General features: G+C 35.8%; 22 protein-coding genes, 2 pseudogenes and 1 riboswitch. Of the genes and pseudogenes, 7 read left to right on the top strand and 17 right to left on the bottom strand.

Annotated elements, in window-relative coordinates:
* Positions 1 to 39: 39 nt before the first annotated feature.
* Positions 40 to 1,551 carry a malate dehydrogenase (quinone) gene (gene mqo, locus I5776_RS20940; protein WP_202778396.1) on the bottom strand — a complete coding sequence of 504 codons (1,512 nt, stop codon included), beginning with the start codon at positions 1,549 to 1,551 and terminating at the stop codon, positions 40 to 42.
* 306 nt (positions 1,552 to 1,857) lie between these two features.
* Positions 1,858 to 1,957, top strand: a riboswitch (SAM riboswitch).
* Positions 1,958 to 2,062: 105 nt separating this feature from the next.
* Between mqo and I5776_RS20945 the strand changes: the two genes are divergently transcribed.
* Complete coding sequence (locus tag I5776_RS20945) at positions 2,063 to 3,184, top strand: 5-methyltetrahydropteroyltriglutamate--homocysteine S-methyltransferase (RefSeq protein WP_425490310.1); 1,122 nt, start codon at positions 2,063 to 2,065, stop codon at positions 3,182 to 3,184.
* A gap of 777 nt (positions 3,185 to 3,961) precedes the next feature.
* The gene (locus I5776_RS20950) at positions 3,962 to 5,401 is read left to right on the top strand and encodes a L,D-transpeptidase family protein (RefSeq protein WP_202778397.1); all 1,440 of its coding nucleotides are present in this window, start codon (positions 3,962 to 3,964) and stop codon (positions 5,399 to 5,401) included.
* A 113-nt stretch (positions 5,402 to 5,514) separates the two neighbouring features.
* On the opposite strand, the gene I5776_RS20955 is transcribed toward I5776_RS20950, so the two are convergent.
* Entirely contained in the window at positions 5,515 to 6,783 is a 1,269-nt protein-coding gene (locus I5776_RS20955; RefSeq protein ID WP_202778398.1) for a cytosine deaminase, read from the bottom strand.
* On the bottom strand, positions 6,773 to 8,047 hold the full coding sequence (gene codB / locus I5776_RS20960; protein ID WP_202778399.1) for a cytosine permease: 1,275 nt from the start codon (positions 8,045 to 8,047) through the stop codon (positions 6,773 to 6,775). Before codB ends, I5776_RS20955 begins: the two co-directional genes overlap by 11 nt.
* Positions 8,048 to 8,420: 373 nt before the next feature.
* Between codB and I5776_RS20965 the strand changes: the two genes are divergently transcribed.
* Together I5776_RS20965 and I5776_RS20970 are read left to right on the top strand one after the other, a co-directional pair.
* The gene (locus tag I5776_RS20965; protein WP_202778400.1) at positions 8,421 to 8,969 is read left to right on the top strand and encodes a helix-turn-helix domain-containing protein; all 549 of its coding nucleotides are present in this window, start codon (positions 8,421 to 8,423) and stop codon (positions 8,967 to 8,969) included.
* Positions 8,970 to 9,114: 145 nt separating this feature from the next.
* Positions 9,115 to 10,110 carry a hydroxymethylglutaryl-CoA reductase, degradative gene (locus I5776_RS20970; RefSeq protein ID WP_246483861.1) on the top strand — a complete coding sequence of 332 codons (996 nt, stop codon included), beginning with the start codon at positions 9,115 to 9,117 and terminating at the stop codon, positions 10,108 to 10,110.
* Between the two features lie 113 nt (positions 10,111 to 10,223).
* Here I5776_RS20970 and I5776_RS20975 read toward each other — a convergent pair.
* The 5 genes and pseudogenes from I5776_RS20975 to yeiL form a co-directional block, all read right to left on the bottom strand.
* Positions 10,224 to 10,709 (bottom strand): annotated as a pseudogene (locus I5776_RS20975) (IS3 family transposase); the annotation flags it as partial.
* Positions 10,710 to 10,735: 26 nt separating this feature from the next.
* Positions 10,736 to 11,062, bottom strand: coding sequence for an IS3 family transposase (locus I5776_RS20980; RefSeq protein ID WP_202778401.1), 327 nt, complete (start codon positions 11,060 to 11,062; stop codon positions 10,736 to 10,738).
* A gap of 47 nt (positions 11,063 to 11,109) precedes the next feature.
* Positions 11,110 to 11,397: a transposase gene (locus I5776_RS20985; RefSeq protein WP_202778402.1), complete on the bottom strand. Its 288-nt coding sequence runs from the start codon at positions 11,395 to 11,397 to the stop codon at positions 11,110 to 11,112.
* A 159-nt stretch (positions 11,398 to 11,556) separates the two neighbouring features.
* The gene (locus I5776_RS20990) at positions 11,557 to 12,729 is read right to left on the bottom strand and encodes a cadherin-like beta sandwich domain-containing protein (protein WP_202778403.1); all 1,173 of its coding nucleotides are present in this window, start codon (positions 12,727 to 12,729) and stop codon (positions 11,557 to 11,559) included.
* 137 nt (positions 12,730 to 12,866) lie between these two features.
* On the bottom strand, positions 12,867 to 13,538 hold the full coding sequence (gene yeiL / locus I5776_RS20995) for a transcriptional regulator YeiL (RefSeq protein ID WP_202778404.1): 672 nt from the start codon (positions 13,536 to 13,538) through the stop codon (positions 12,867 to 12,869).
* Between the two features lie 80 nt (positions 13,539 to 13,618).
* Between yeiL and I5776_RS21000 the strand changes: the two are divergent.
* Positions 13,619 to 14,790 (top strand): annotated as a pseudogene (locus tag I5776_RS21000) (MFS transporter).
* 86 nt (positions 14,791 to 14,876) lie between these two features.
* On the opposite strand, the gene I5776_RS21005 reads toward I5776_RS21000, so the two are convergent.
* Entirely contained in the window at positions 14,877 to 15,839 is a 963-nt protein-coding gene (locus tag I5776_RS21005) for a helix-turn-helix transcriptional regulator (protein WP_202778405.1), read from the bottom strand.
* A gap of 108 nt (positions 15,840 to 15,947) precedes the next feature.
* On the opposite strand from I5776_RS21005, the gene I5776_RS21010 reads away from it, so the two are divergent.
* Both I5776_RS21010 and I5776_RS21015 read left to right on the top strand, forming a co-directional pair.
* Entirely contained in the window at positions 15,948 to 16,427 is a 480-nt protein-coding gene (locus I5776_RS21010; protein ID WP_202778406.1) for a GyrI-like domain-containing protein, read from the top strand.
* Between the two features lie 24 nt (positions 16,428 to 16,451).
* On the top strand, positions 16,452 to 16,916 hold the full coding sequence (locus I5776_RS21015; RefSeq protein ID WP_202778407.1) for a DUF8821 family protein: 465 nt from the start codon (positions 16,452 to 16,454) through the stop codon (positions 16,914 to 16,916).
* 90 nt (positions 16,917 to 17,006) lie between these two features.
* Here I5776_RS21015 and I5776_RS21020 read toward each other — a convergent pair whose 3' ends face one another.
* The 8 genes from I5776_RS21020 to I5776_RS21055 all read right to left on the bottom strand — a co-directional run bounded on the left by I5776_RS21020 (position 17,007) and on the right by I5776_RS21055 (position 26,117).
* A complete protein-coding gene (locus I5776_RS21020) occupies positions 17,007 to 17,711 on the bottom strand; it encodes a YczE/YyaS/YitT family protein (protein WP_202778408.1) in 705 nt (234 codons plus the stop codon).
* 266 nt (positions 17,712 to 17,977) lie between these two features.
* On the bottom strand, positions 17,978 to 19,705 hold the full coding sequence (locus tag I5776_RS21025; protein WP_202778409.1) for an amidohydrolase family protein: 1,728 nt from the start codon (positions 19,703 to 19,705) through the stop codon (positions 17,978 to 17,980).
* 202 nt (positions 19,706 to 19,907) lie between these two features.
* Positions 19,908 to 20,888 carry a LacI family DNA-binding transcriptional regulator gene (locus I5776_RS21030; RefSeq protein WP_202778410.1) on the bottom strand — a complete coding sequence of 327 codons (981 nt, stop codon included), beginning with the start codon at positions 20,886 to 20,888 and terminating at the stop codon, positions 19,908 to 19,910.
* Between the two features lie 42 nt (positions 20,889 to 20,930).
* Complete coding sequence (locus tag I5776_RS21035) at positions 20,931 to 21,347, bottom strand: hypothetical protein (protein WP_202778411.1); 417 nt, start codon at positions 21,345 to 21,347, stop codon at positions 20,931 to 20,933.
* Between the two features lie 129 nt (positions 21,348 to 21,476).
* Positions 21,477 to 21,863, bottom strand: coding sequence for a hypothetical protein (locus I5776_RS21040; RefSeq protein WP_202778412.1), 387 nt, complete (start codon positions 21,861 to 21,863; stop codon positions 21,477 to 21,479).
* Between the two features lie 262 nt (positions 21,864 to 22,125).
* A complete protein-coding gene (locus tag I5776_RS21045) occupies positions 22,126 to 23,151 on the bottom strand; it encodes a C45 family autoproteolytic acyltransferase/hydrolase (RefSeq protein WP_202778413.1) in 1,026 nt (341 codons plus the stop codon).
* A 1-nt stretch (position 23,152) separates the two neighbouring features.
* On the bottom strand, positions 23,153 to 23,932 hold the full coding sequence (locus I5776_RS21050) for a MerR family transcriptional regulator (protein WP_202778414.1): 780 nt from the start codon (positions 23,930 to 23,932) through the stop codon (positions 23,153 to 23,155).
* Between the two features lie 541 nt (positions 23,933 to 24,473).
* On the bottom strand, positions 24,474 to 26,117 hold the full coding sequence (locus I5776_RS21055) for a hypothetical protein (protein WP_202778415.1): 1,644 nt from the start codon (positions 26,115 to 26,117) through the stop codon (positions 24,474 to 24,476).
* Between the last annotated feature and the right edge of the window lie 138 nt (positions 26,118 to 26,255).

Here is a 26,255-nt window from a genome sequence, read left to right on the forward strand (position 1 = left end):
TCGGAGGTGCAGTTATTAAAAGATGCTCTTTTAGCAAAATTAGCTAGATACTGTTTCCTTTTCACTATGACTTAGGCCAAGAGCCTGCGCTGTTGAAGTATGAACTTCTTTGAAAAGCTCTGGATTTTCCACTAGTGATAAACCATAGGATGGAATCATTTCTTTTATTTTCGGTTCCCACTCTTTTTGATGCTCTGGGAAGCACTTTTTAATTATATCAAGCATGACATGAACGGCAGTAGAAGCACCTGGAGAAGCACCTAACAATGCAGCGATTGTTCCGTTAGCTCCAGTAATAACTTCCGTACCAAATTGAAGTGTGCCTTTGCCACCCGCTTCAGTATCTTTTATAACTTGTACACGTTGACCCGCTACGACGATATCCCAATCTTCACTTTTCGCATTTGGAACAAATTCCCGCAATTCCTCAATACGCTGTTCCTTCGATAACATTAGTTGTTGGACTAGGTATTTTGTTAATGGTATATTTTTTGCACCCGCCGCTAACATAGTGAACACATTATTTGGTTTAACCGATAGGATTAAATCCATATTTGAACCCGTTTTTAAAAATTTTGGTGAGAATCCTGCAAATGGTCCAAATAACAATGACTTTTTTTTATTGTCGATATATCTTGTATCAAGATGCGGTACAGACATTGGAGGTGCGCCAACTGCGGCTTTTCCGTATACTTTTGCATGATGTTGCTCGACAATCTCCTGATTGTTGCATACCAAGAATAATCCGCTTACAGGGAATCCGCCAATATGCTTACTTTCGGGAATACCTGTTTTTTGCAGTAAAGGCAGACTTCCTCCCCCACCGCCGATAAAGACAAATTTTGAAGTATGGCGTTCGATACTGCCAGTTTCCATATTCCACACTTTTAATTCCCATAAACCGTCTTCTGTACGTTTAATATCCTCTACCTGATGCTTGTATCTAATATCAACATCTTTACTCTTTAAGTGATCAAACAATATTCGTGTTAATGCACCAAAGTTTACATCTGTTCCAGAGTCAATTTTCGTAGCCGCAATTGGTTCCTTCGATGTACGGTTTTCCATAATAAGTGGAATCCATTCCATTAGTTTATTCGGGTCTTCGGAAAATTCCATTCCTTGAAATAACGGATTATTTGAAAGGGCTTTAAAACGCTTTTTCAAAAACGAAACATTATTCTCCCCTTGTACTAAACTCATATGCGGCAATGGCATGATAAAATCCTGAGGATTACTTATCAAATTACTGTTTACAAGATAAGACCAAAACTGTCTTGAAAGCTGAAATTGTTCGTTAATCGTTATCGCTTTACTAATATCTAAGGTTCCATCTGGCTTTTCAACGGTATAGTTAAGCTCGCATAGTGCGGAATGACCCGTTCCCGCATTATTCCATTCGTTCGAACTTTCCTCTCCTGGGCTTTCAAGCTTCTCAAAAACTGTAATTTTCCAGTCCGGTACTAATTCCTTCAAGAGTGTCCCTAAAGTTGCACTCATAATTCCGGCACCAATTAAGATAACATCTGTAGTCGTTTGTCTGTTACTCATCTTTACCGTCCCTTTATACCCTAATATTTGCAGAAAAAGTGTGGGTGTACCCGTCTAAAAACATAGCAAGACAAGGCATAACCTATTCATACCTTTTCCGTATCAATTTTCACCTAATTATAGTATATCACTATTATTTATAGAATAAAATATTCACTATTAAGGAGAAAGTCGTTATATACATATAAATTAAAATTGGAAAATGCGCTTCCCAAACCTACAAAAAATTCTAACATTTAATATCTCAACCATTGACACTCGATGAATATACAGGTACATTGGTAATTAATAATAGAATATGTAACTTTCTTATTTAGAGAGATGGAGGGACTGGCCCTAGGATATCTCAGCAACAGACATTTTTGTACTGTGCTAATTCCAGTAGCGTTATGCTTGAAGATAAGAAGAGTCATTATCCATGATACGAATCTCTTCTTTTTAAGAAGGGTTTTTTTGTGCCCTGAAAAGCTAACGTAAACATACTAATTTAACTTTAGAGGGGTTGTCCAAATTGATTAACACAATTACGAAAGCACCATTTAGATCAGACCACGTAGGGAGCTTCTTGCGTCCACAAGCACTAAAAGATGCAAGAGCACAATATCAGAAAGGTGACATAACAAAGAAAGAACTACGTTCGATTGAGGATATTGAGATTGCTAGAATTGTTGAAAAGCAAAAAGAAGTAGGTCTGAGGGCCGTAACAGATGGTGAATTCAGAAGAAGATGGTGGCATTTGGATTTCATTAGAGCTATTGAAGGAATACGTGTTTATGAAATAGACCTAACTGGTGCATTTAATGGTGCGATGAAAAAAGCAGAAGCATATACAGTTGATTCAAAATTAAACTTCCCGAAGGATCATCCATTTTTGGAGGATTTCGCATATTTGAAAAGCATTGCTGGTGACCACGTCGCAAAAATTACAATCCCGGGTCCTAATATGATTTTCTATTCTGGTGTAGTTGGAAGCGAACCTTATTTAAGTAATCCTACTTATCCTTCACTTGATGAAGTGGCTAAAGATATTATTAAAGTCTATCAAGATGCCATTCAAGCTTTTTACGAAGCGGGTTGTCGCTATTTACAATTAGATGATACAAGCTGGGGAGCATTATTCAGTGATGTTTTCCGAGATAAAATAAAGGCTCAAGGATTTGACCCAGATGAGCTAGTGAAAAAATTTGCTGATATTACTGTTGAAGCTGTAGCCAACAAACCGGAAAATATGGCAATTACTATTCATATTTGTCGCGGGAATTTCAAATCTTCTTGGCTATATCAAGGTGGATATGGACCAATTGCAAAAGAATTATTTTCCCGTGTTAATGTAGACGCCTTCTTCTTAGAATATGATAATGAGCGATCTGGAGACTTTGCGCCGTTGCGATTCATTAAAGACCAACATGTCGTATTGGGCCTAATCACTTCTAAAACTCCTGAACTCGAAGATGCAGATGAAATTAAAAGAAGAATTGAAGAAGCAACACAATATGTGAATATCAATCAACTTTGCTTGAGTCCACAATGTGGTTTTGCTTCTACTGAAGAAGGAAACATCCTAACAGAAGAAGAACAATGGAATAAATTACGCCATGTTGTTCAAATCGCAAAGGAAGTTTGGGGAGAATAGGCTTTCATACATTAATGGAAAACCCGGCAAAATCGTAACCGGGAGAAACATACCAAATAGTATGCTAAATTAGTAGACCAAATCGCATAGGATTTGGTCTCTTATTTTCCTATATATCAAATGATTAGGGGATATTACTACTTTAATTAGCAAGAAAAATTGCAGCTTAAAAATCATCTTGGCAATTGTTGTTATCAACAAGCTAGTTGGTATGTCGACTTTATTTCTTGAGTAGATAATTAATTCCTTTGGAGCAACCAAAGATAATCAACATAAGCGGATATTTTCCGGTTAAACAGCAGAATAGAGCCCGGTTCGGGGTGAATAAGCGGAGGTTTTCCGATTAAGCAAAGCAAAATTTCCTTTTTTCACGGTTTTTGAGTCAATAGTCGGAATTTTTCCACCTATATAGGGTATTTTCATTGCTATTTCTTAATTAAGGGAAATTTATCCGCTTATTTACCAAACCCAATTTTTGGCGTCTTTTGAACATGTACAACTTCTCCTTTAATTTTATCAATTCACCTATTTCCATGTTTCAAGTAAGGATGAAAAAACATAAGGTTTTAGTAGGTGATCATAACAAAAATTCTTTTATCATATTAATAAAGAGCAACTACATTATAATTCTGTAGTTACTTCCATTTCATACAATTTGTAACAACGGAATTTGATAGTATAATAGGTATATCTTAATAGTAAGAAAAACTACTAAAGTCTGAGATGAAAAGTTAAAGGGCGTTAAAAGCTAAGCTATAAGTGGCGGAGGGAATATTTATGAATGCGTTAAATGAAATGGAAGTAATAAATAAAAAACGAAGTCAGCGATATAAAAAACCTGCAAAACGTAAATTCATTATTATTGGAATTATCTTCTTTATTGCGCTCCTTTTTGCTGGAATGAGCTTTTATCAGGCAACCCGTTTTAATTCACAGATTAAGATTAATAGCATTGAAGTCGGTGGACTCACGGCTGATCAGGTAGTAAATAAATTAAAAACAGCTGAATTAAAAAATAGAGTCTTCATCGGAAAACAACAAATTTTAGATGCGAAACCGACGCGGATGGCATTTACAGCTAAGGATCTGCCTGAGATTAAGAAATTATTGAAAAGCCAGTGGACACTTTTTCCTTCCTTCAAGAAAAAAAACTATTCGTTGATACCAAAAAAAACGGATAAGTTTCGAAGTGAAGCGATGGAAAAGCAAATAGAGAAGAAACTTCTAGCAATGAATAAAAACTTAAAGGCACCCCAGGATGCGGATGCCAAATTAAAACAAGGTAAAATTGTTATTACCGATAGTAAAGATGGTGAACAGTATGATATCAATGGTCTTTTAGAAGAATATAAGAAACAGAAATATACGAGTGATATCCATCTGAAACCTTTATTATTAAAACCAATCAAAAAGGACAGTCCGATTATAAAGGAAAAGGAGAAAATGTTAGCGTATCTCCTGCAACAAACAGTTGATTACAAGGTACAGGACAAAGTTTATCCCTTAAAGGCAAGTGAATTAATTAAAAATGCCTCCGTGTCGAACGATAAGAAAATGACAATCACCACGAGTGACATTAAAAAGAAGATAGACAAAATTAATCGTTCTCAATCAACATTAGATAAAAACTTTACATTTAAAACCCATTCAGGGAAGAAAATTTCCGTAAAAGCAGAAGGTTATGGCTGGGCAATCAATGTTGAAAAGGAAACAGCAAGGATTCAGAAAGCTTTCGAAAAAGGAGACAATTCGATTTCCGCCTCCAATATTTACGGAAAAGGCTGGAGCAACGAAGGCATCGGCTATGAAACGACTGCGAATCATGGTATTGGCAACACATATGCTGAAGTATCAATTGCTAAGCAGCATATTTGGATTTACAAAAATGGAAAATTAGTTGTCTCCACGGATGTAGTGACCGGTAAACATAGCACCGGTGAAGATACCTCACCAGGAATTTGGTATATCCTTTATAAGCGAACACCCTATACCCTCAAGGGCACTGCTGTAGGTAAAGGAGAATACGCCGTTGATGTAAAATACTGGGCTCCATTCACAAACAGTGGCCAAGGGTTCCACGATGCCGGCTGGCGGAAGAACTGGTCAAAAAAAGCCTATCTTAATGAAGGATCGGGCGGTTGTGTGAACACCCCTCCAAGGATTATGAAAGCTGTGTATGATAATCTCAGTACGTACGATCCAGTCGTTGTTTATTGAGAAAAGCTCAGGCTGTCGAATTTCGACAGCCTATTCTTTTTGGCATTGTTCGATAGTGTAGTGCCTGTCCACAAAAAAAGCGCAACTCAATTAAAGTTGCGCATAATTGTCTTCTATCGATTAAAATTAACTTTCTCTTCAACATGATCTAAAGTGATCGTTGCTTCACTTGGCTTTGTTTTGGCGATCACCTTACCATTTCTGAAGGAATACGTAACAACCGCTTGCTTACGAATGGCTTCATATTCATTTTCCGCGGATAAGACAATGAAATTAGCGGGTTTACCTTCCTCAATTCCGTAATTCTCTTCAATTTGTAACGTCTTAGCACTATTTTTTGTAATTAAATCAATTGAATTAACAATTTGCTCATAGCCCATTAATTGTGAAGCATGGATACCCATATGCAATACTTGAAGCATATTTCCTGTTCCAAGAGGATACCATGGGTCAAAAATATCATCGTGACCGAAGCAAATATTTAGCCCAGCTTCCTGCAACTCTTTTACCCGTGTTAGCCCTCTTCTTTTTGGATACGTATCAAATCTCCCTTGAAGGTGAATATTCACAAGTGGATTCGATACAAAATTAATGGAAGAAAGTTTTAATAGGCGGAATAACTTATACGTATAAGCATCATTGTATGAGCCCATTGCCGTTGTATGGCTTGCTGTAGTGCGAGTACCTATTCCACGTTCGTATGCCTCTTTTGCGACAACCTCAACAAAGCGTGATTGTTCATCATCGATTTCATCGCAATGAATATCAACTAATCGGTTATACTTTTCAGCAAGGTCAAAGGCTATTTTTAATGAATCCACTCCATATTCTCTCGTAAATTCAAAATGAGGAATTCCCCCCACTACATCCGCACCCATCTTCAATGATTCCTCAAGCAGTTCAACTCCATTTGGATAGGAAAGGATGCCTTCTTGCGGAAAAGCAACAAGTTGAATATCTACGAAGGATGCCAATTCTTCCTTTACTTCAAGCATTGCTTTTAAAGCTGTTAATTCTGGATCTGTTACATCTACATGTGTGCGAACGTGCTGAATCCCTTGAGCCATTTGCCATTTTAATGCATGTTTCGCTCTTGTTTTCACATCTTCACTTGTTAATGACTCTTTTCGCTGCGCCCATCTTTGGATCCCTTCAAACAAGGTGCCGCTTTTATTCCACTCCGGTTCACCAGCTGTTAGCGTTGTATCTAAATGGATATGTGGCTCAATAAACGGAGGAAGCACAAGTGACCCATTTACATCAATGACTTCCTTTCCTTCAATATCTCCAAGTGTTTGCGTCACTTTATTGAACTTGCAGTCTTCGATTAATAAGTGCCACAGTCCATCTTTTCCTCTAAGCTTTGCATTTTTAATAATCACCGATTACCCCACCCTTATCATTTATTTTACTCATTTCTTCCTTTTTCTGAGGCAGACATTTCATCACAACAACATAAATAATGGCAGATCCTAATAATGCATTGATCGGAGGGATACCCGGTACAAATTTTGCAATGGCAACCCCACCTACCCATGCAAAGATCGAAACCCAGTTAACTGCTTTAAATCTCATCGTTTCAAATGGTTCATATTTTCCACGTTTTAAGATAAAATAATCTGCTAATATAATCGCTCCAATCGATGGCAATGTGGAGCCTAAAATCGTCAAAAATCCAACAAAGTTATTATAAAGCCACATGGCTGCAATTGTACCGACAATTCCGTTAAAGACAACCACTTTATGCTTCGATATTTTTGTAATATTGGCAAACCCTAATCCTGAAGCATATAACGCGCTATCATTGGTTGTCCAAATATTTAATCCAAGGACAATAATGGCCGGAACAATGAGCCCTTGTAAAAACATAACATCCGAAACATCTGATTTTCCAAAAGCAATGGCTCCGATTGCACCGAATAAAAACATCAGGGTGTTTCCAAGAAAGAAGGCAATTACAATCGCCGTTACTGCTGAACGTGATGTTTTAGCAAAACGGGCAAAATCCGGCGTAAGCGTACCACCACTAATAAAGGAGCCGATACAAACCGTTAATGCTGCTGCAAGACCCATTGTCTGAGTTGGTTCATAGTCAAGCAACCCTTTAAGTCCGCCAATCGTTCCAGCTGCATCAAACATTGAATAACTCCCGAAAATGGCAATTGCAGGAACCGCGACAAACCCTAATACGGTTAAGGCCTTTATTCCAAATATCGCTGACGCCGTCATCATTAAACCTAATATAGCAATTAGCACATACACATTAATCCCAGTCGCTTTTTCTACCGGAACAGCAAACATCGCAAGACCGACACCGAACCATCCTACCTGGGTTGTAGCTAATAAAAATGAAGATAAATATGAACCTTTATCTCCAAAGGCATATTTCGTCAACAAATGGGTGGATAACCCCGTTTTTGCTGCAATATAAGCCAATGCACCTGTATATAAGCCCAAAATGAAATTCCCTGTCAGTACAATCCAAATGAACTGGACAAGCGTCAACCCGCTTCCTAACGTCCCTCCAGACCACATACTCGCTGAAAAAAAGGTGAAAGAGAGCATGACCGCAAGAATCTTCCAAAAACCATTACGATTCGTCTGAGGCACAGCCTGAAACGAGAACTCTTTATCTACATTTGACATACCAATTCCCCCAATAAATTAGTTGATTAGAAACTGGTACCGAAGAAGACTTCGATAATTTAGACGATTAGGAAATAAAAAAAGCTTCTTGCCAATACCTGACAAGAAGCTTTTTCTACAAAATGAACAATAGATATCCTACACTTAGGCTACCCAAGCAATGCTCATTATTTCCGCTGTCCTTGTCAGCCTCTCTGGACTGAATTAAAGGTACCAGTATTTAATTAAGGTATATTATTGCACAATATTGTTAGTTTGTCATCTCATAAATTTTTGTTATTTATTATTCACACAAATACTTCACGGTTCTTATTTAATTTGTTATTTTTAGAATTGAAGCTAAACAAGATAAATTAATGGAGGATATTAAAAAATGGGACCTAAAGAACTTGGCAAGAGAATTAAACAAATGAGAACAAAGAAAAAACTTACACAAGCTGCTCTTGCTGAATTAGTAGGGATTACAAAAAGTCATATTTCGAAAATTGAAAATGGTGTTGCTACTCCTAGTTTAGTAACTCTCTCAAGTATTGCTGAAACTTTGGATTCCCCCATGTCTTGGTTTGTTATTCAGGAAGAGCATGAAGGATTATCCATTGTAAGAAAAAGTGATCGGAAAGAAAATGTCGCTAAAAATGAAATTGGCTACGACTATGAGTTATTAGCAAATAAAAGTTTTATGAGTAATATTAATCCTACGATTGTTACTGTCTTACAGGGTGCAGAAGAAGTTGAGCCGTATCTCCATAATAATGACGAGTTTATATATGTTCTTACTGGGGCCATCAAACTAATTTATGATGGGGTTATTTATAACTTGGTTGAAGGGGATTCAGCTTATTTTTCAGGAAGAAAACCACATATATTTATCAGCAATAGTCAGGAGGTTTCAAAAGTATTAACCATTTATGTTGAAGAATAAACTTGGCTCATAAGTCGTTAAAAATAAATAAAAATACTACTTGAGTGGAAACCCCCTTTACAAAATATTTATACTATTATAAATTATATATATCTTATTCAACAAAGTTGAATTATAGGAAACTATTTTCAAAGGGGGCCATATGATGGTTATTTCAAGAGTAAAGGGTTTCTATCAATTATCAGTAGATGAAAGAGTAGATCTTATTACTAAAGGAATAGATTTAACAGAGGATGAAATAAATGTATTGTCTAATGGTATGACGTTGGATTTAGCTGACGCTATGGTTGAGAATGTGATTGGACAAATTGGTATTCCGTTAGGAGTTGCTGCCAATTTTAAAGTAAACGGTAAGGATGTTTTTATTCCGATGGCTACAGAGGAACCTTCCGTCATTGCGGCAGCAAGTAATGCCGCTAGGGCAGCATATGATTTAGGCGGTATTCACACAGCAACTTCCGGAACAATCATGCGCGGACAGATTCAAGTGTTAGATATTTGTGATCCATATGCAGCAAGAGCAAGGATATTTGAGAACAAAGAGGAAATTATTGAACAATGCAATTTAAAAGATCCTACCTTGGTGAGCTTAGGAGGGGGAGTAAAAGATATTGAGGTACATCTAGTAAACACTGTTAAGGAAACAATGCTAGTTATCCATTTAATAGTGGATACAAAGGATGCGATGGGAGCAAATGCAGTAAATACAATGGCGGAATCTGTTTCTCCATTAATTGAGAAAATTACCGGGGGAAGAGTTGTTTTACGTATTATAACGAATCTAGCTGATAAACGAGTTGTTAGAGCCCGAGGAGTTTTTTCTTCAGAAATGTTGGGGGGAGAAGAGATTGTAAAAAATATTGTAAGCGCTTTTGAATTTGCTGATGCAGATCCTTATCGTGCAGCAACACATAATAAAGGGGTCATGAACGGAATTACCTCAGTAGTTCTGGCAACCGGGAATGACACACGTGCTGTAGAAGCAGGGGCACACGCATATGCTTCTAGAACTGGAAGATATCGTTCCCTTACGACTTGGGAGTTAAATAATGAAGGGAATTTAGTAGGAACGTTAGAAGTCCCAATGGCAGTCGGAATTATTGGGGGTGCAACGAAAACTGGTCTTCTGTCAAGAAAGTAGACAATAAAAATCGAGACTTTTTTAATAAAACACTACCGCACTTCGTTTGCTGGGGTGTTAGAAATAATCAGTCCAAAACCACGACTGATTATTTCTAACACCAAATGGCTAATTTATGAGGTATACTCCACTTCATTTTGTTGCTGTTTTTTCTCGAATTGGTTAGGAGAACAATTATCCAAAGTGGTATGTTTTCTTTTTCCATTATAAAAACTACTAATATAGTAATTTATTGCCTTTACAGCTTCCTCTCTTGTTTTAAAGCGTCTTCTGTAAATTAAATCTTTTTTGATTGTGGCATGGAATGATTCAATGCAGGCGTTATCGTATGGGTCACCTTTTTTACTCATGCTTATTTGTGCATTCTGTTCTTTCAAGATATCAATGTAATCATGCGAACAATATTGAGAGCCGCGATCAGAATGATGAATAAACCCGTCTTCGGGCTGCCTTGAAACAATCGCCATATTTAACGCTTGTATGGCTAACTCCTTTTTCATGTGAGTGGCAAGACTCCACCCTACAATTTTTCTAGAGAATAAATCCATAATCGACGATAAGTACAGCCATCCTTCCAACGTCCAAATATATGTAATGTCAGCTACCCAAACCTTATTGGGTTCCTCTACATCAAATTGTCGGTTAAGTAGGTTAGGTAAATAGTTAAATCATGATTAGAATCTGTAGTAACTACGTACTTTTCTATTGGAGTAGCTCTTAACCCCATTTCCTTCATCATTCGTGCCACTGTTTTTTGCGAAATACTATACCCCCATTCCATTAGGTCATCGTGAACTCTAGGGCTTCCATAGGTTCCGTAACTCTCGTGAAAAGATCTACTAATTTTTTGTTGGATCTCTAAACGGTAATATTCCTTCTTAGAAAGAGGATTATTCTGGACCCTTAGCCACTTGTAGTACCCACTAGTTGATACTTCTAAAACTTTACACATCTTCCACACAGCGTATTCATCTGAGTGGGCTTGAATGAAGGCGTAAATTACTTTTGGCTTTTTGTGAAGATGTGCATGGCCTTTTTTAGGATTTCATTTTCCTCTCTTAACTGTTCTATTTCCCTTTCGTGTTGTTTCTTAAGATCTTCCAGTTCTTTGGGTGTAATATAATCTGGCTTCTTACTGTTCAATTTCTCCCTGTATGCCTTAACCCAGATAATGAGGGTCTTATAAGGGATCTCAAGCTCATAGGCAACTTCTGTTGCTTTTCTGCCTTCCTCCACAACTAACTTTGAAACATACTCTTTGTATTCTTGTGAATGATGCTTCCCCATGTGAACACGTCCTTTTAAATGTTGATTCAATTATAAACTAAATCTCGTTTTCCAGTGTCCACTTTTAAGACTAACCTCATTCTATCCCCATTTACTTCCACTTTTTAGTTTACTTTCTTTAAATTCCGAATCTTCTTCAGCAGAATAATCTGCATATGACTACCTATCAAATACAAGAACATAGGTTTTTCGATCATCGTCATCATATTGGACGACCACAGAAATAACCGTTTTGTTACCTTCATCTAATTGGATAGTTTTTTTAGTTTCGCCTTCAATCTTTATCGTTGAACTACTGTGCACTGCTACTGGTGAAATTGTGACATTTTTGGTTTCTTTATCTACTGCGATATGGTAAGTAAATTCATCCTTAACAAATGTACTATCCCATGTACCTGTTGAAACTGTGAGAGATGAAAGCATCGCCTTACTTGTTTTTTGTTCCGTCGTACTAGGCAACTGTTGTGGTGTACCTGCTGTTGTTTTCTGCACTGTAACAGCTTGGCCACCTTTTTGATTGTTTTGTTGTATGTTTGTATTACGATTTGTGCTGGTCGTTGGACCAATTGATGGTTTAGTACTAATAGTGGTACCAGGGGTTGACTTGCCAGGTGATTTACCTGGTGACTTATCATTACTCTTTAATCGTTTGACATGAAAGTTATACGTTTTTGACTCCCCATTTTCTGCTGTTACCGTAATGCGAATAGTGCTTTCACCGACAGGAACATTCACTGTCATCCCATTCTTTGTGACTGATTTATTATTGATCTTAATGGTCGAAGTCTTTTTCATAGCAGTCGGAATAATTTTGATCCTCTCTTCGTTGTTTAAACCTTCAATGTTATAGGTAGTAGTACTTGGAGAAAAACGTGGGGATAGCACCCCATCTGATAGTTCAATATGTTTTAGTGAATTATCTCCATTCTGCTCTCTAGTAATTGTAAGTTTATACGTACTAGATTCATTCGTTCCGTTATTAACTGTAATTAGAAAAAGATTTTCTCCAGTTTTAAGTGAATACGTTTCGGAAGTTCCATTTCCTACATTTTTTCCGTTAACGGTAATTTGAGCACTCGAAGTATTACTTTTTAAAAGCAAATTAATCTCCTGAACCTTATTTTCCACCGTAGCGGAGTATACCTTTACATCCGATGAGAAAGCTTGGTCAAGTTTCAGCCCACTAATTTCCAATTCCGATAATAGATTAGACTTCTGGGCAGTTTGGATTGCTGTTACACTTTCTGCAAAAGAATAAGGTATGTAACTAACCGATCCTAATCCGATCACCGAGGCAGTAAGTAAAATCTTTAATTTTCTCGAGTTCACCATCAACTAATCCTCCAATCAACTGTTTGTTCAATAGTGAATAGTGGATTAACTATACCAATCGAAGCTTAAATTTTGCTTAATTTATATTCTTATAACCTTCATTTACCTATAGTCCGGTTCGTGATGGATCCAAATGGTTAGTTATTCCTCAACATCTCCGCAAGTTCATATAAAGAATGGTATTGTAAAATTTGATAGTTCCTTCCATCCTTTTTCAAGTAGTTTTTCTCACAAAATTGTGTAAGTACATGCAGTAAGTGCCGATAGGATACACCTAAATAATCACAAACCGTTACGTGTTTCTCCTTATAAATCCCTTCATCGGCAGTTTGTAATATAAAGTCCGCAAGCCGGTTTTCAAGTGGGAAAGCGAGGCTTTGTGAATACTTAGCTGCCATAAGTGTCGCTTTTGCACTTAAAAATTTGGTTAATTCTCGGAGAAATTTTGCATCCTCCAGTAATTGTGTACGATATCGATGAAACGGAAGCGCAAAACAAATTGTCTTCGTTGATGCTTGAATACCCTTCGTATAATACACATCATTTAATAATTCCATTTCCCCAATGTAATCATGGGTATTAATCATATTAATTAAGGATACTTTCCCATTTTGATGTGTTACATATATTTTTGCCTTTCCTTCCATTACATAAAATAAAAAGTCCGGTCTCATGCCCTCTTTGATAATCCATTCATCCCGTCTGTATTCATGCACCTCCAAATACTCTTCAATTTGAAAGGAAAATAGATGTGCTATTGAGTTATTCTCCAAATACAACCTCTTCTTCTCGCCTTTATAAACTTCCATCTCCCACCTCAGAATATGAGATATCTCCTATTTTTTAAATGTAATTCCATGATATCATCCAATCATTGAGGGGGAAAGTAATGAATACACAACGCTGGATGAGTACACGCTTTTTAGTTTTTTTATGACATGGGGCATTTTTCTACCTTTTTGGTCAGGATGGATGATTTATACAAAAGGAATTACAGTCTCACAAGCTAGCTTGATCATGAGCTGCGGTTTAGTCGCAAGAGGTTTGTCCACATTATTTGCCTTTCCTTATTTATCAGGGAAATTTAGCAGTAAACTCCTATTGAATGTGGCGGGAATCGGCACACTGGTTGCTTTACTCTGTTATATTCCGGCAATCTCGTATGCTAGCTTACTAGTAGTAACCATCGTTTTACATTTATTTTACCCAATGTTGATGCCTGCATTAGATAGTGCTGCAAGCCTTCTAGTGAAGAGCAAACAACTACAGCATTACGGAAGAAGTCGCCAGTGGGGATCCATTGGGTTTGTCTCGGTCGGAATCATACTAACCATTTTTACAGGAATGTTTGGGGATAAGGTGATTTTTTGGGCACTTTTTCTTGGAATAATTGGGTTTGTATGTCTTAGTTTTATGCGCGCACCTGATATATTGTCTGAAAAGACGCAAGTAGATCAAACTCAGAAGGTGAGCATATTTCAATTATTCCGTATCAAGCACTTTGGCTTAGTGCTCATAATCGTTATTTTACTGCAAGCGGCACATGCCACCTATTACAACTATGGTTATATTTTCTTACAAGATATCCATGCACCGATATATCTAATTGGTCTCATTATTAACATTGCTGTAATTGCAGAAATTGTCTTCTTCTCCATTGCAGATAAACGCTTCAATAAATTTTCAATAGGCTCTTTGTTGATATTAGCGGCACTTGGTTCTTCCATACGCTGGATATTAGTGTTTACCTTTCCAAATGTAATTGTATTCTGTGTTGCGCAAACTTTACATGCATTCTCGTTTGCCATGGGGCATTTTGCCTTTATGAAATACTTAATCAACAACATTTCACACGCACAGGTACCAAAAGCTCAAGGCATGTATTCGGCGCTTGCACTTAGCTGGAGCACCGCGGTGTTTACAATTTTCGGCGGCTATTTATACGAGATTGAGCCAAGGTATGCCTTTCTCGGAATGATCATTTGTACTCTACCGGCAATGATACTTGCTCTTGTATATCGAAAGCTTTCACTCAGAAAGGAAATCATACGTTCAATTTAAATTGTTTAGTAATATTACAAAGCTGATTTAAAAATAATGTTTTAGCAATTAGCCAAGTACAATTATCAGGTTTTAACTGGCACTCCTTATGGAAAGAATAAACTTAATCTCTTTTGTAAAACTTCTAAGACTTCTGGAGGCAATTCTTTGACCTTGATATCCTCACCGAGGAAAAGTAGCCAATTTGTTATTTCGGTCAGTTCTGCCGAATTATGAACATCGATAAAGGTCGTTAAAATGGCTGTCGTTTGGTAAGGATTTGTATAGGAAATTGAAACTTTTAACGGATGATATTTTTTGAACTGGGCAATCGCATTCGGACCAAGTTCCAGGACAAGGTTAATTTCTTCCTCCTGCTTACGTAGTTTTTCTAAAATCCTTTTCCTACTTAATTTATTTTTCATCATGTAGGGTTCGACTTTATTGAGATTGTCGACATGAAAAACCCGCCTTTTTTCATCCTTTAAGTCAAAGCCTTCAATCAACCAAAGGCTTTTTTCACGATAAAGGTGCAAAAGATAAATTGGATAAGACTGTATTATCTTCCCTTCTTCGATGGTAATCAATAAATAGCTATCCAATAGGAGAATTTGGATAAGCCTTTCTAACATCGGCTGGGGTAGATCTGACAGATCTAATAGGTCGGGATTATTCGGATTGGTCCCTTCAAAAAGCAAGATTTGATTTAAGAGAACAAGGTCATCTTGTTGGTTTTCTGAGATAAGGCCAAGTAATTTTTCAGCTAAAGATTGACGGCTTTTTAGATAAGGGAGTTGTTGGTTTCTTGTAGCCATAAAAGCAATAAAAAGTGCTTTAATCTCATTATCGGTAAAGCGAACAGTAGGCAGGACAGAGTTATTCATAACAAAATAACCACCATCCCTGCCAACTTCAGCAACAAGTGGCATCCCCATAGCTTCAATTTCTCTAATATCTCTAATAGCTGTCGAACGAGAGATGCTAAATTCCCGCATGATTTCAGTAATGGTAAAGTGGGAGCGGTTGTTGATATACCGCATAATGGTATTAATCCGTTCAACTTTTTTCATAAGGTCTCCTAAACAGTGTCACTTTTTGACATGATTTAAGGTTATCATATACTTAGCAAATGAAGAACACAAGTCGTTTGACTAATAAAAAAAAGGATGGTTTTGAACATGGCAAATTACACTTTAGAACAAAAAGACAGTTTTACCGTTTTAGGAATTGGAACAGAGCTTAAGAGCCATTACACAGATTTTGCGGGCATAAACAAAGAAAAATCGGACTTTTGGAAAGCTGTCAGCGAAGATGGAAGGCTTGATACTTTAAAATCCATTGCCACAAATGATTACATTTTTGCCGTGAACGAAGCGGTGAATAACAAGATGATGTATTATGCTGGTGTGATGACAGAGGAGAATGTACCAGAGGAGTCCAGACTTATTCAATTTCCAAAAGGGGAATACCTTGTTGTAAAGGGAGAAGGAAAGACAGGCGAAGAATTGAGTAATACGCTTACAGGCATTGCCTTCGGGCAGGCCTTACCAGAAGCAAAGGATGTTGCCTACGTTGGCGGGCCAAATACAACGGTTGAGATGGGGCAACGAAACGGCTTAGTCTTTGGTGAAATGTGGATTCCTGTTGTAAGGAAATAATTAGTGAAAAAAGGAGAGTTTTAATTGTCCTATATCGTTGATTTTAAAAATGTATCTACAGTTGGTTTAGAGTCTTCACCAGTAGCAGAAGCACTTGCAGGTTTACGCGCTAATGAAGCACGTTATTTTATGAACAAATATAAGCATGAATTTACCGTTGTACCCGCTAGCGAAAGTCAGGAGACCCTGGATTATGCGAACCGAATTTTGAAAGAAGAACGCGATATTGAGTTTGCGGCCAAACCTTTAGAAACGTCACGTTTTCAAGTGGAAAACATTAAATTTGCCTACGTCTTTTATGAAGATGGCCTTAGCATCAACGTTATGTACACGGTTGATGACCCTAAGAAGCGTGCTGTAGGTTTTAAGCTTTCTGAAGGCATGGAGGTACCAAAGGAGTTAGAAGGTAAGTTTAAGTTTGCTAGGCAGAAGTCTAAGTTAGCTGGAACCATTCGGGGCTCGTTTTTTGTTATTAAAGGAGAATATTAAAGAGACAAAACAGCACCTCTCAAATTAGAGGGTGCTGTTATTTTTTCAAAAAAACTTATTTACTCTTGATACGGTTCACACCAAACCAATCTATGATTGAATTATTTTGTTTGAGTCGACTTGTAAGTCCTTTTTTTCTCTATTTTTCTTATACAAATAAGTAAATAATCTAATATATTGTCCGACAAGTAATGCATTTAAGACAGTACCTTCTCGAATAAACATAATCTTACCAGCTAAAATTAGACCGAAGATTAATGCTAAAGCAAGTAACGTCAAGTCAAAAAATGTTTTAACGTTGCCCCATTTAAAACCGGTCCTTAGCTGAACAGCATTAACGAAATTATCAATAGGCATTAGAACAACTTCAGATTGAAGCATGAGGAAGACACCAAAGGCTAAAAATGCATCTCCAACAACAAGTGTTAAAAGTCGAGTCCAATACACAGGAAGATCTAGGTATTCAAATGTAAGGGATAAGTTGAAGTCTAAAAAAACCGCCATAATTGCTGAAGCAACCAGCCCCATAATATGGTACAATTTAAAGCCCTTTCTATACACTAAAAATGCCAACACTAACATGATACACTCTAAAATGAAATTCGCCCTTCCTTGGGTTAACCAATCGATATGCACGACGAAAACTCTTTGAAAAGCACTTTGAGGTGAAATTCCTATCCCTGCTGTTATTGCAAAACTAACACCAAGTGACACCATATAAATACCAATAATGTAAACAATCCAACGTTTTACTAGGCTACTTTTATCTGTCTTTAAACCGCTTTCATTTTGCATAAACATCCTCCTATTACCCTAAGAAATTTTGTAAGTGTAAATCAATCATTTACTATCTTGGGTGGAACATTTTGCATCTGTTAACTATGGAAACTAATCGTTTCTATAAAACTAAGTAACAAAATGAAGTTGCTATCTTCCATCATTATAAAATGTTAGTGAACTAGCTGACTATCCCAAAAGTCGTATACTTCGAAATAAGCGAATAACTTTGGAGATGATTCTGATAATGATGGAACATTATAAGTGTGGACCTCACAGTCCAGTTACTCTTCCATAAAACGAAAACGGTGTAGTGAGATAAATAGACTTAATAATTTATTAACGACAGGTTCCCCTTCATTATGATTTCCCATCGTTTCTAACGTTGCATCAATCGCGTCTGCACTGGCTGTCAATTCATCTACTGTCATATTTGCCATTACTCCATAGATTTCCAAAGGCATGACACTTTTGTTTTCTAAGTTATCTGTAACAATACAAGCACCTGAATATTTATCTACTTCTTTCGCACAGTAACACATTTCTTCACTATTTTGACCAACTACGACAAAATATGGTGTTGGTGCCGGCCATGTAGTCCCAACAGCACCATGATCAACATAGACGCCTTTAAATAATCCGTTCACAACATGTCTCTTACCATTTGCATATCGTTGAATGACGGATAATCTACTATAAGACTTTCCTTCATATTCTGGAATGACCACACCATCTTTGAATGGTACCCAAATTTCTTGGTAGAAGTTTGCATGTCCTCTGCCATACACATCAAATAAATATACTTTTGCTCGTGTGCCGTCTTCCGATATTTCTAATGGTTCAATATCTAACTGTTCCGGTGTTAAGTCATCTAAACCTCTGACTGCTTCTGTACACATGCCTGAATAGTCATTATCCGCATTTTTTAGTAACCTTTTATCTTTTGCAATTAAATCCCCATCTTTAAATACGTAAAGTGGATTAATATTTGATAAACTGTCTGTTAATACAATGTCTGCATAACGCCCTGGTGTTAAGGATCCGATTTCATGATCCATATGAAATGATTTTGCAGTATTATAGGATGCCATTTTAATAGCTTTAATCGGGTTGATGCCCATCTCAACACAATAGGAAATAATCCAATCCATATGCCCCATTTTAAGAAGTCTTTCCACTGAAATATTATCTGTACAGAGCATAAAATTGTCTGTTGGAAATTTACGGTCGACAATCGCACGTAATAACGTTTTAATAACTTCACTACTGCCTACGCCAAATTTTATTTGTGTTGGGAAACCATAACGAATACTTTTTTCAATATCCTTTTCATTCCATACATCATGATTATTAGATACACCCACAGCAGGTAAATAATTTAGCATCATATCGGAAAGTGCGGTTAACCCCCAATGTCCATCAATAAATACACCTTTTTCTCTTGCCCATGCTAATTTTTGAAAATCCTCTATATCACCTTTACTATATTTAAAATGATCTAATTCACCAAGTCCAATGACTGGGGCCATTTCCAATACTGCTTTTGTAACGTCAGGGTCTGTTTTCTTTCCGGGTGCCAATGCAAACAAGCGATATGGTAGTTTTTCATAGCCTTCAAAAAGTTCTGTTGCTGCTTTGATGCCATCTTCTTTTGCCGCGCTAAGAAGATCGAGACATTCTGCAAAAATAGTTGTGGTACCATTTGGAACCATCGCTTCAGCTAATGCTGTAGGGTGGGCTAATTGTGATTCAAAATGTAGATGTGCATCTATTAATCCCGGAATTGCATATAATCCCTGCCCATCGAAGACATCCTTTACTTGAATAATAGATTCATCTGGATTGAGTGCAATAATTCTTTTGTCATAAATAAGCAAAGACCCCTCATACACAGTTTCTCCATGCACGTCTAAAATGTTTAAATTCTTCATGAGTAAGTCTGCTTCTGCTTTTCCTTCGAGGATACGAAAAATAGTTTGAACTTTTTCTAATTGATTAGTTGTTTCTTGCATGTGAAATCTTCCCTTCTAGACGAAATTTTTATAAGTAAACGTTTTAAACTATTTGGTTAATCGATTAACTAAATTTTAAAAAATAAAGGATATTACCATTTGCAGTTAGTCTTCAAAAGAAGTTAATCGATTAACCATTATACGTGTAACCCCTTACAAGTTTGAAAAGGGGGTGATTCAGCCTGATTTATTTTAAAAGAAATCAGGCAGATTCACGTTCTACAATAAATGGCTCCACTACGGTAACATCCTCAAATTTTTTATTCGAAATTTGATTCAAAATAATTTCCGCACTCTTTTGTCCCAACACCCAGTTTTGTAAATCGACGCATGTGAGTTCCGGTGTTGAGATTTCCGAAATAAGTGAATTACCTAGACTAAGCACGGAAATATCCCCAGGTATTTGTATATTGGACTTGGCAAATGCTTTCGTTAAGTAGACCGCGCTTTTCTCATCAAGCACAAACACGCCATTAATCTGATGTTCAATAAGTTTGGGTACAAAATCCTTGATAACATTTTTGTCATCAGGTATTTCTATTAACATTGGCTCCTGACCACTATTTGTTGCTTGCCTATACCCATCTAAAAAGTATTTCAGCAAATGCTTCGGTAAAGGCTTATGCATAAAAGCAATGTTTTCCTTCTTCTTTTTAATCAGATGTTCTGTACCGATTTTGCTCGCTTTTACTAAGTCAGGATATAAAAGTGGAAAACCTTCATAAGGTATACATCTATTCGCATACACGACTGGAATCTTCCAACCTAAAACATCCTCTTTAATTTTCTCTTTAAAAGATGTATCCGGAAATAATCCAATAAAAATAATACCAGCCACCATATTCTCTCTCATGAGATTTAGAATATCATCTTCACTTAAATGAAGATTATCCACTTCATAGATAAAAATATTGTATTGATGTTCAGCCAATGTCTGACTGATCCCAGAAGTAATCTCCGAATAATACAGATGATTCAATTTAGGTAAAATCACCGCAACATTGGAAGTCACTTGTTGTTTTAATGATTTGGCGATGACATTAGGAACATAGCCTAATTCCTTAATCGCCGCTTCAATTCTGTCTTCCGTTTCCTTTTTTACGACAATATTGGAATTGAGATATCTAGAAACAGTACATGTACTTACCTTTGCATGCTTAGCGATATCCTTTAAAGTAGCCATTTTATTTCTCTCCTATTTCATAAAACACATTTAGTTAATCGATTAACCTCTAACTAAAATTAGCATAACACAAAATTCCCAAATTGCAATATTATTTTTTAAATAAAATTTATATTCTGATAAATCAAAGGGCGAAAACGTATAGCTGTTTAAGATAAAAGCAACAGCTATACATCTTTCATGGTCTGTTAGATTGATTGAATTATCAAAAGAAGTATATGTTGTTGCCGCAGACAGCACCAAATTTGGCAAAGATGTAACAATTGGTATTGCTCCCCTTGAAAAAATTGACCACATCATTACAGATGGCAACATAAAAAAAGATTTTATAAATAAATTTAAAAAAACAACTACAAACTTAATTGTTTCGGAATAGGAGATAGACCTATCATTTAATGATTTTTCGCCCTTTGAAAAGAATTTCATTTCACCATAAAGGTGATTTTTCCATCTTAACAAAACAGCCCCTTTGGTGGGTGCTGTTATTTTTAATCAAGAACCTTACTTATGATACGGTTCAACACAATGTATCTTTGTGAGGTTTAAAAAGGTGCCCCAAAAGTAAGAATTTAGGGCACCTACTATTTTTTATAACTTATTATCTAAACTTGCAAACACTTTGTGAATTTCATTATATAGATGTTTCCAACTTTCGGATGTACTTGCAAGTTCACTTAAACTATTCATGTAAAGTTTAATAATAAACCTTCCAAGCTTACTGCTAGGAGTGGTCTCCAGCGTATCCATGATCTGCTGCAATCTTTCATTCATAACTTTGACAGTTTCCACTTCAAATTCATCATTAGAATAATCATATGTCGCATGTCCATACGCATCTTTAAGATCAAAAGGTGCAGTTAATATATATACAATGGAAGAAACAATTGGTTCAACAAATTGTGGCTCGCTTTCCATGATTTCCGGTGAAACTTGGTTTAACACAACCGTTTCTAAGTTGTTGATTACTTCTGACATTTAATTGCACCCCAGTTTTTTTGAACTTTGTTTTCTAGGTTAAATAACCACTCATTGTAAAAAAATGCTTTAACATTCTTTAGTTTTCATCATGATTATATAAAAAACTACGCGACTTTTATACTATTTTAAAAAAATAATTTCAGCTGGGGATGGTTCTGCAGTTTTAAGTTAGCATATAATTCAAGGTCAAATCAAAAAAAACACCCTTCCCTACAACTAAAACAAAAACGGGAGCTTCCTCCAAAAATCTCCCTCTTATCTAGATTGTTATTGTCCCTTTTATATATTCAGGAAGAATCAATCCTCCATCAATATATTCTTTAAGAGAAAACACCATCGGTTTACTATTTTCGCCAACTCCAATGATTACGCTTAAATCCTCAGGCGAATATACAACGGTATGCAACGTACCAAAGTACTCTTTATAATGTTTAAAAAATAATGGGGAATTTCCATCATTAAAATGATGATAAGCAGACATAGGAGATAGACCCTCGGTTATTAGAGATTTTACATACTCCTTTCGTTTTATCGACTCATATACCTGTGTCCTGTTTTTATTCTTTAAAGTTTCTGATTCAAAATGGTTTGTGCAAATTAGAGGATTTGTAAAATTTTCTACCTGCTGTTGTGGAGAAGCTTCTATGAGGACACTTTTTCCACTTTGGTCTGTGATGGAATAATTGTAGCAATAGCCATGGGGGATATTGGTGATAAAGGTTATTGCCTCTCCAATATTCGAGCACTGTTCGAGTAGCATTCTGACAATAGTAGTCGCAATAAATCCCTCTTCACTATGTTTATTATTTACAAAATGCAACCCTACAACAAGGCCTCTTTCATTCATTCCATCAAGTCTCCCGATTACTTGCTGACTAAAGCCTACACTAGCATAGCCATCTATTGGATTCATAAATACAATTCTTGCATCATACATTTCCGGACTAAAATCATAATTACGAACATAATAGCCATCATTTACTAATGTAGTACAACCCATTTCGGGAAACACTACATCATATCCACTAAAAAGTTTAATAGTCGAATCTAATTCCATACCCAATCCCACAGCCATACCTTTTAGTTCTTGAAATAAATTCGGTGAAACATCCTTTATTAATTCCTTCGCCTTTTGTGTATTAGAATTCTTTGTCAATTCATTCATTTGATCAAGATGGTTTGAGATTGGCAATGACATTAGTTCCTTCCCCAGTTCCAAGCCAATTTGATAATAGTCCCCTTTTAAATCTACTACTCTAACAATCAACTCTTCGTTTAGATCCATTTTACATATCTCCCCTCTTACTCATTTGAGTGACTGGCATTATTAAATTGATATCCGTGAAATCATCTCCACGATACCATTCTAGTACGGAACCTGTTGGAATCCATTTATTATCGTTTGCATAGGTTATTAATTTTTGATAGCCTTTTTGAATTTCCGTTATCGGTTCATGGAAGGGTAAAGCAATACAAATACACGAAGCCATTTGTTCGATTATACCTATTTCAGTTAGTCTGCTTGTTTGAATGGCAGATGGTACACCAAAACCAATTTGTGCTTTGATCAAATCTTTTCCGGATAGATATTTTAAATAACAACTTTTAATCGGAATGTTTAATTTCTCAAGTTCTTTACCTCTTTTAATAAAATATTCTCCAAACTTTCCGGTTTTAGATTCTGCTAAGAACCATACAATCGTTTCCGCAGTTTTTTCAATTAGATAAAATTGATTATTGGCTGAATCGCTTTCTAAATATCGTAAACTTACATTCAAGATATCTAACCTTGCCTTTATCATTTGGATCCAACTATCCATCATTTTCTGCCGAATTTTATCATCATCTTCCTTTAAATACATTTGAATATCCTTAATCGGTACATCAGCCAACCGCAAACTGGAGATCAACTTAATCTTTTCCACTTGATCATCCGAATAAACTCGATAGCCACTGGAGTTTCTTTCTACAGAATGTAGTAAATTTATTGACTCATAATATCTTAATGCACTTTTGGAGACACCCGTTCTTTCTGAGAAATCTTGTATTGTCATGAACTTACTCAACTATTACACCTCCTATACTCAATGTTACAGCTTAAAGCTACTTTAAGGTCAAGAGGAATTTCAAAAAAAAGCTTGCTACTCAGCAAGCCACTTCATTACCTTTTATGAGGTTAAAATTAACCTCACTTACTTATGATACGGTTCACCGTAGTTATTTAAGAGGCAAAAATTAAGGCATTGGAATACATTTAATTTATCCAATGCCTTATAAGTATTATATTGTCTACACCAATGATTTGATAGTAATAACTAATTACTTCATGCAATTTCTAAGGTAAAAATCTGTAATCTCCTTAACAATTTGTGCTATAAGTGCAGTATATCATGGAATTAGGGAATCTGAGGTTAACAACATTAACAGAAATTTACCGTTTTTCATGAGATAGCGTTACCAAAATGTTAGCAGTTTCAAGAAGATAGTCTGTTATCATTATTCACGTACCCCACATGTGGCGAGTAGACAGTGACAACAAAAATAAATTATTACGTGTCCCAAGGAATAGTGTTTGCTCAAAATAAAATATTGTCACCATATCGAACTTTAATTTGATTCTACTAAATAGTACTTTTCCAAAATCTCTAAAAACCCTGTTTTATTTCTTAATGATTTCAAATTATTATGATTTTTCAATAAAACAAGCAATTTCTTTCTATCATAATAACAATCAAAAAATGAAGGTTTAATTTTATCACTATTATTTAATTCTTTCAATTTTTGCATGCCTTCTTGGGAAAAATTAGCACTAGTAATATAACAACCTTTTATTTTCGACTTATCATACTCGGAGTTTTTTTCGTAATATGCTTTGGCAATTGGATATGTCTTACCAAAAAACCAACGTATAGAATTTGGTGTACTGGTATCTCCTAAATTAATTATAGTGGAATTTTTTAATCCCTTTAATTCAATAATTACAATTTCATCTTCATTGTTATCGCGAACGATAACATCGAACTCATAGGATTTTTTAGGATCATCAATACTTTTAATAATTTTTGAGTGTTCTATATGTGCTCCTTTAAATAAATTCGATAAAACAGTATACATTAATGTCTCAAACAAATCTCCCTTTAGATTTTGTAAATTCTCCGTTTGACCTGACTCCTCAATAACTGTTAGGGATTCTCCGATCTTTTCAATAACTGAACTACTAGTTTCTTCATCTATCATGAATGCTTCATCAATTATTCTTTTCATATCTCTGTACTTTTCAATAACCTGAACGATATTACTTCCCATTATTGACTTAAGTGAGAAGTTTAGAATATGCAAATTATTCATTTCCCTTTTAACGTTTTCATCTACATCAAGATAAAAAATAATCGGCATTACTTTACGAGCGCTTTCTTGTATTGTGCTATGTCTTATTGACTGAATACGCTCATAAAATGCTTCTAAATCGATTTTTTCATAAGTACGATAAATCAGAATTTCCATTACAACAATTGTATAATCCTCATCTAATTTACCTGTATTTAAGGTAAAACCCGTGGTCTTAGAAATGGTTGTTGCATCAAAAGGAAAATCATTTCTAATAGCCCCTAAATTGGGATTATCTTTTCTCCGATAAGATACCCTATCAGTTATAAATCCATGATTAACCAGCCATCTAATAATATCGTTTATAAACATGACATCCCGCTTCATGTTAGCAAGATGGGCTTTTATTTTTTGTCTTATGACAAAAGAATCTTCAACATCCATTTGATCTTCTAATAATACTAAAAAAGGAATTCCAGTCTCCTTATCTTCAATCTTCTTAATGATCTTGTTATCATTTAATCGTTTTATTTCATCTTCTAACGAAATAACGCGATACTTTTCTTTATTAGTCATTGGCGTTGCTGTAATCTTGACTGCTTCATAATAAGAACAAATTCCACCTGTACGTGAAAGAAGCGTAAGCAATCTGAACAATGGCTTGCGATATTTTCGACTTATATCAAGCAATGCTCTTACATCAACATTTCTGTTTTGATTCATATAAAAATATTGTCTTTTTTCAAAGCTAAATGGCTCGCTAGATTTTATGATTTTTTCTTTAACCGCTCGGCTAATTAGTTGACGTGCATAATTATAAGTAACTTCAAACTCAGTTACTAATTTTTCAATTAAATCATGAGCAACTAATACATTAGATTGCTCCTTAAATAAATCAGTTAGAAATTTATTATATTTATTCATGTAACACAGCCCTTATATAAATTTTATCTTCTTTTAAAAAAAGGGACTAAAGATTTTTTTAAAAAAAGGTTGATAATAAAGGTTTTTGGGAATCAAATTAAGGTAATAACATGTAACTTAGCTAATGTTTCTCAAAGA

Source organism: Heyndrickxia vini (genome assembly GCF_016772275.1).
Lineage (GTDB): Bacteria > Bacillota > Bacilli > Bacillales > Bacillaceae_C > Heyndrickxia > Heyndrickxia vini.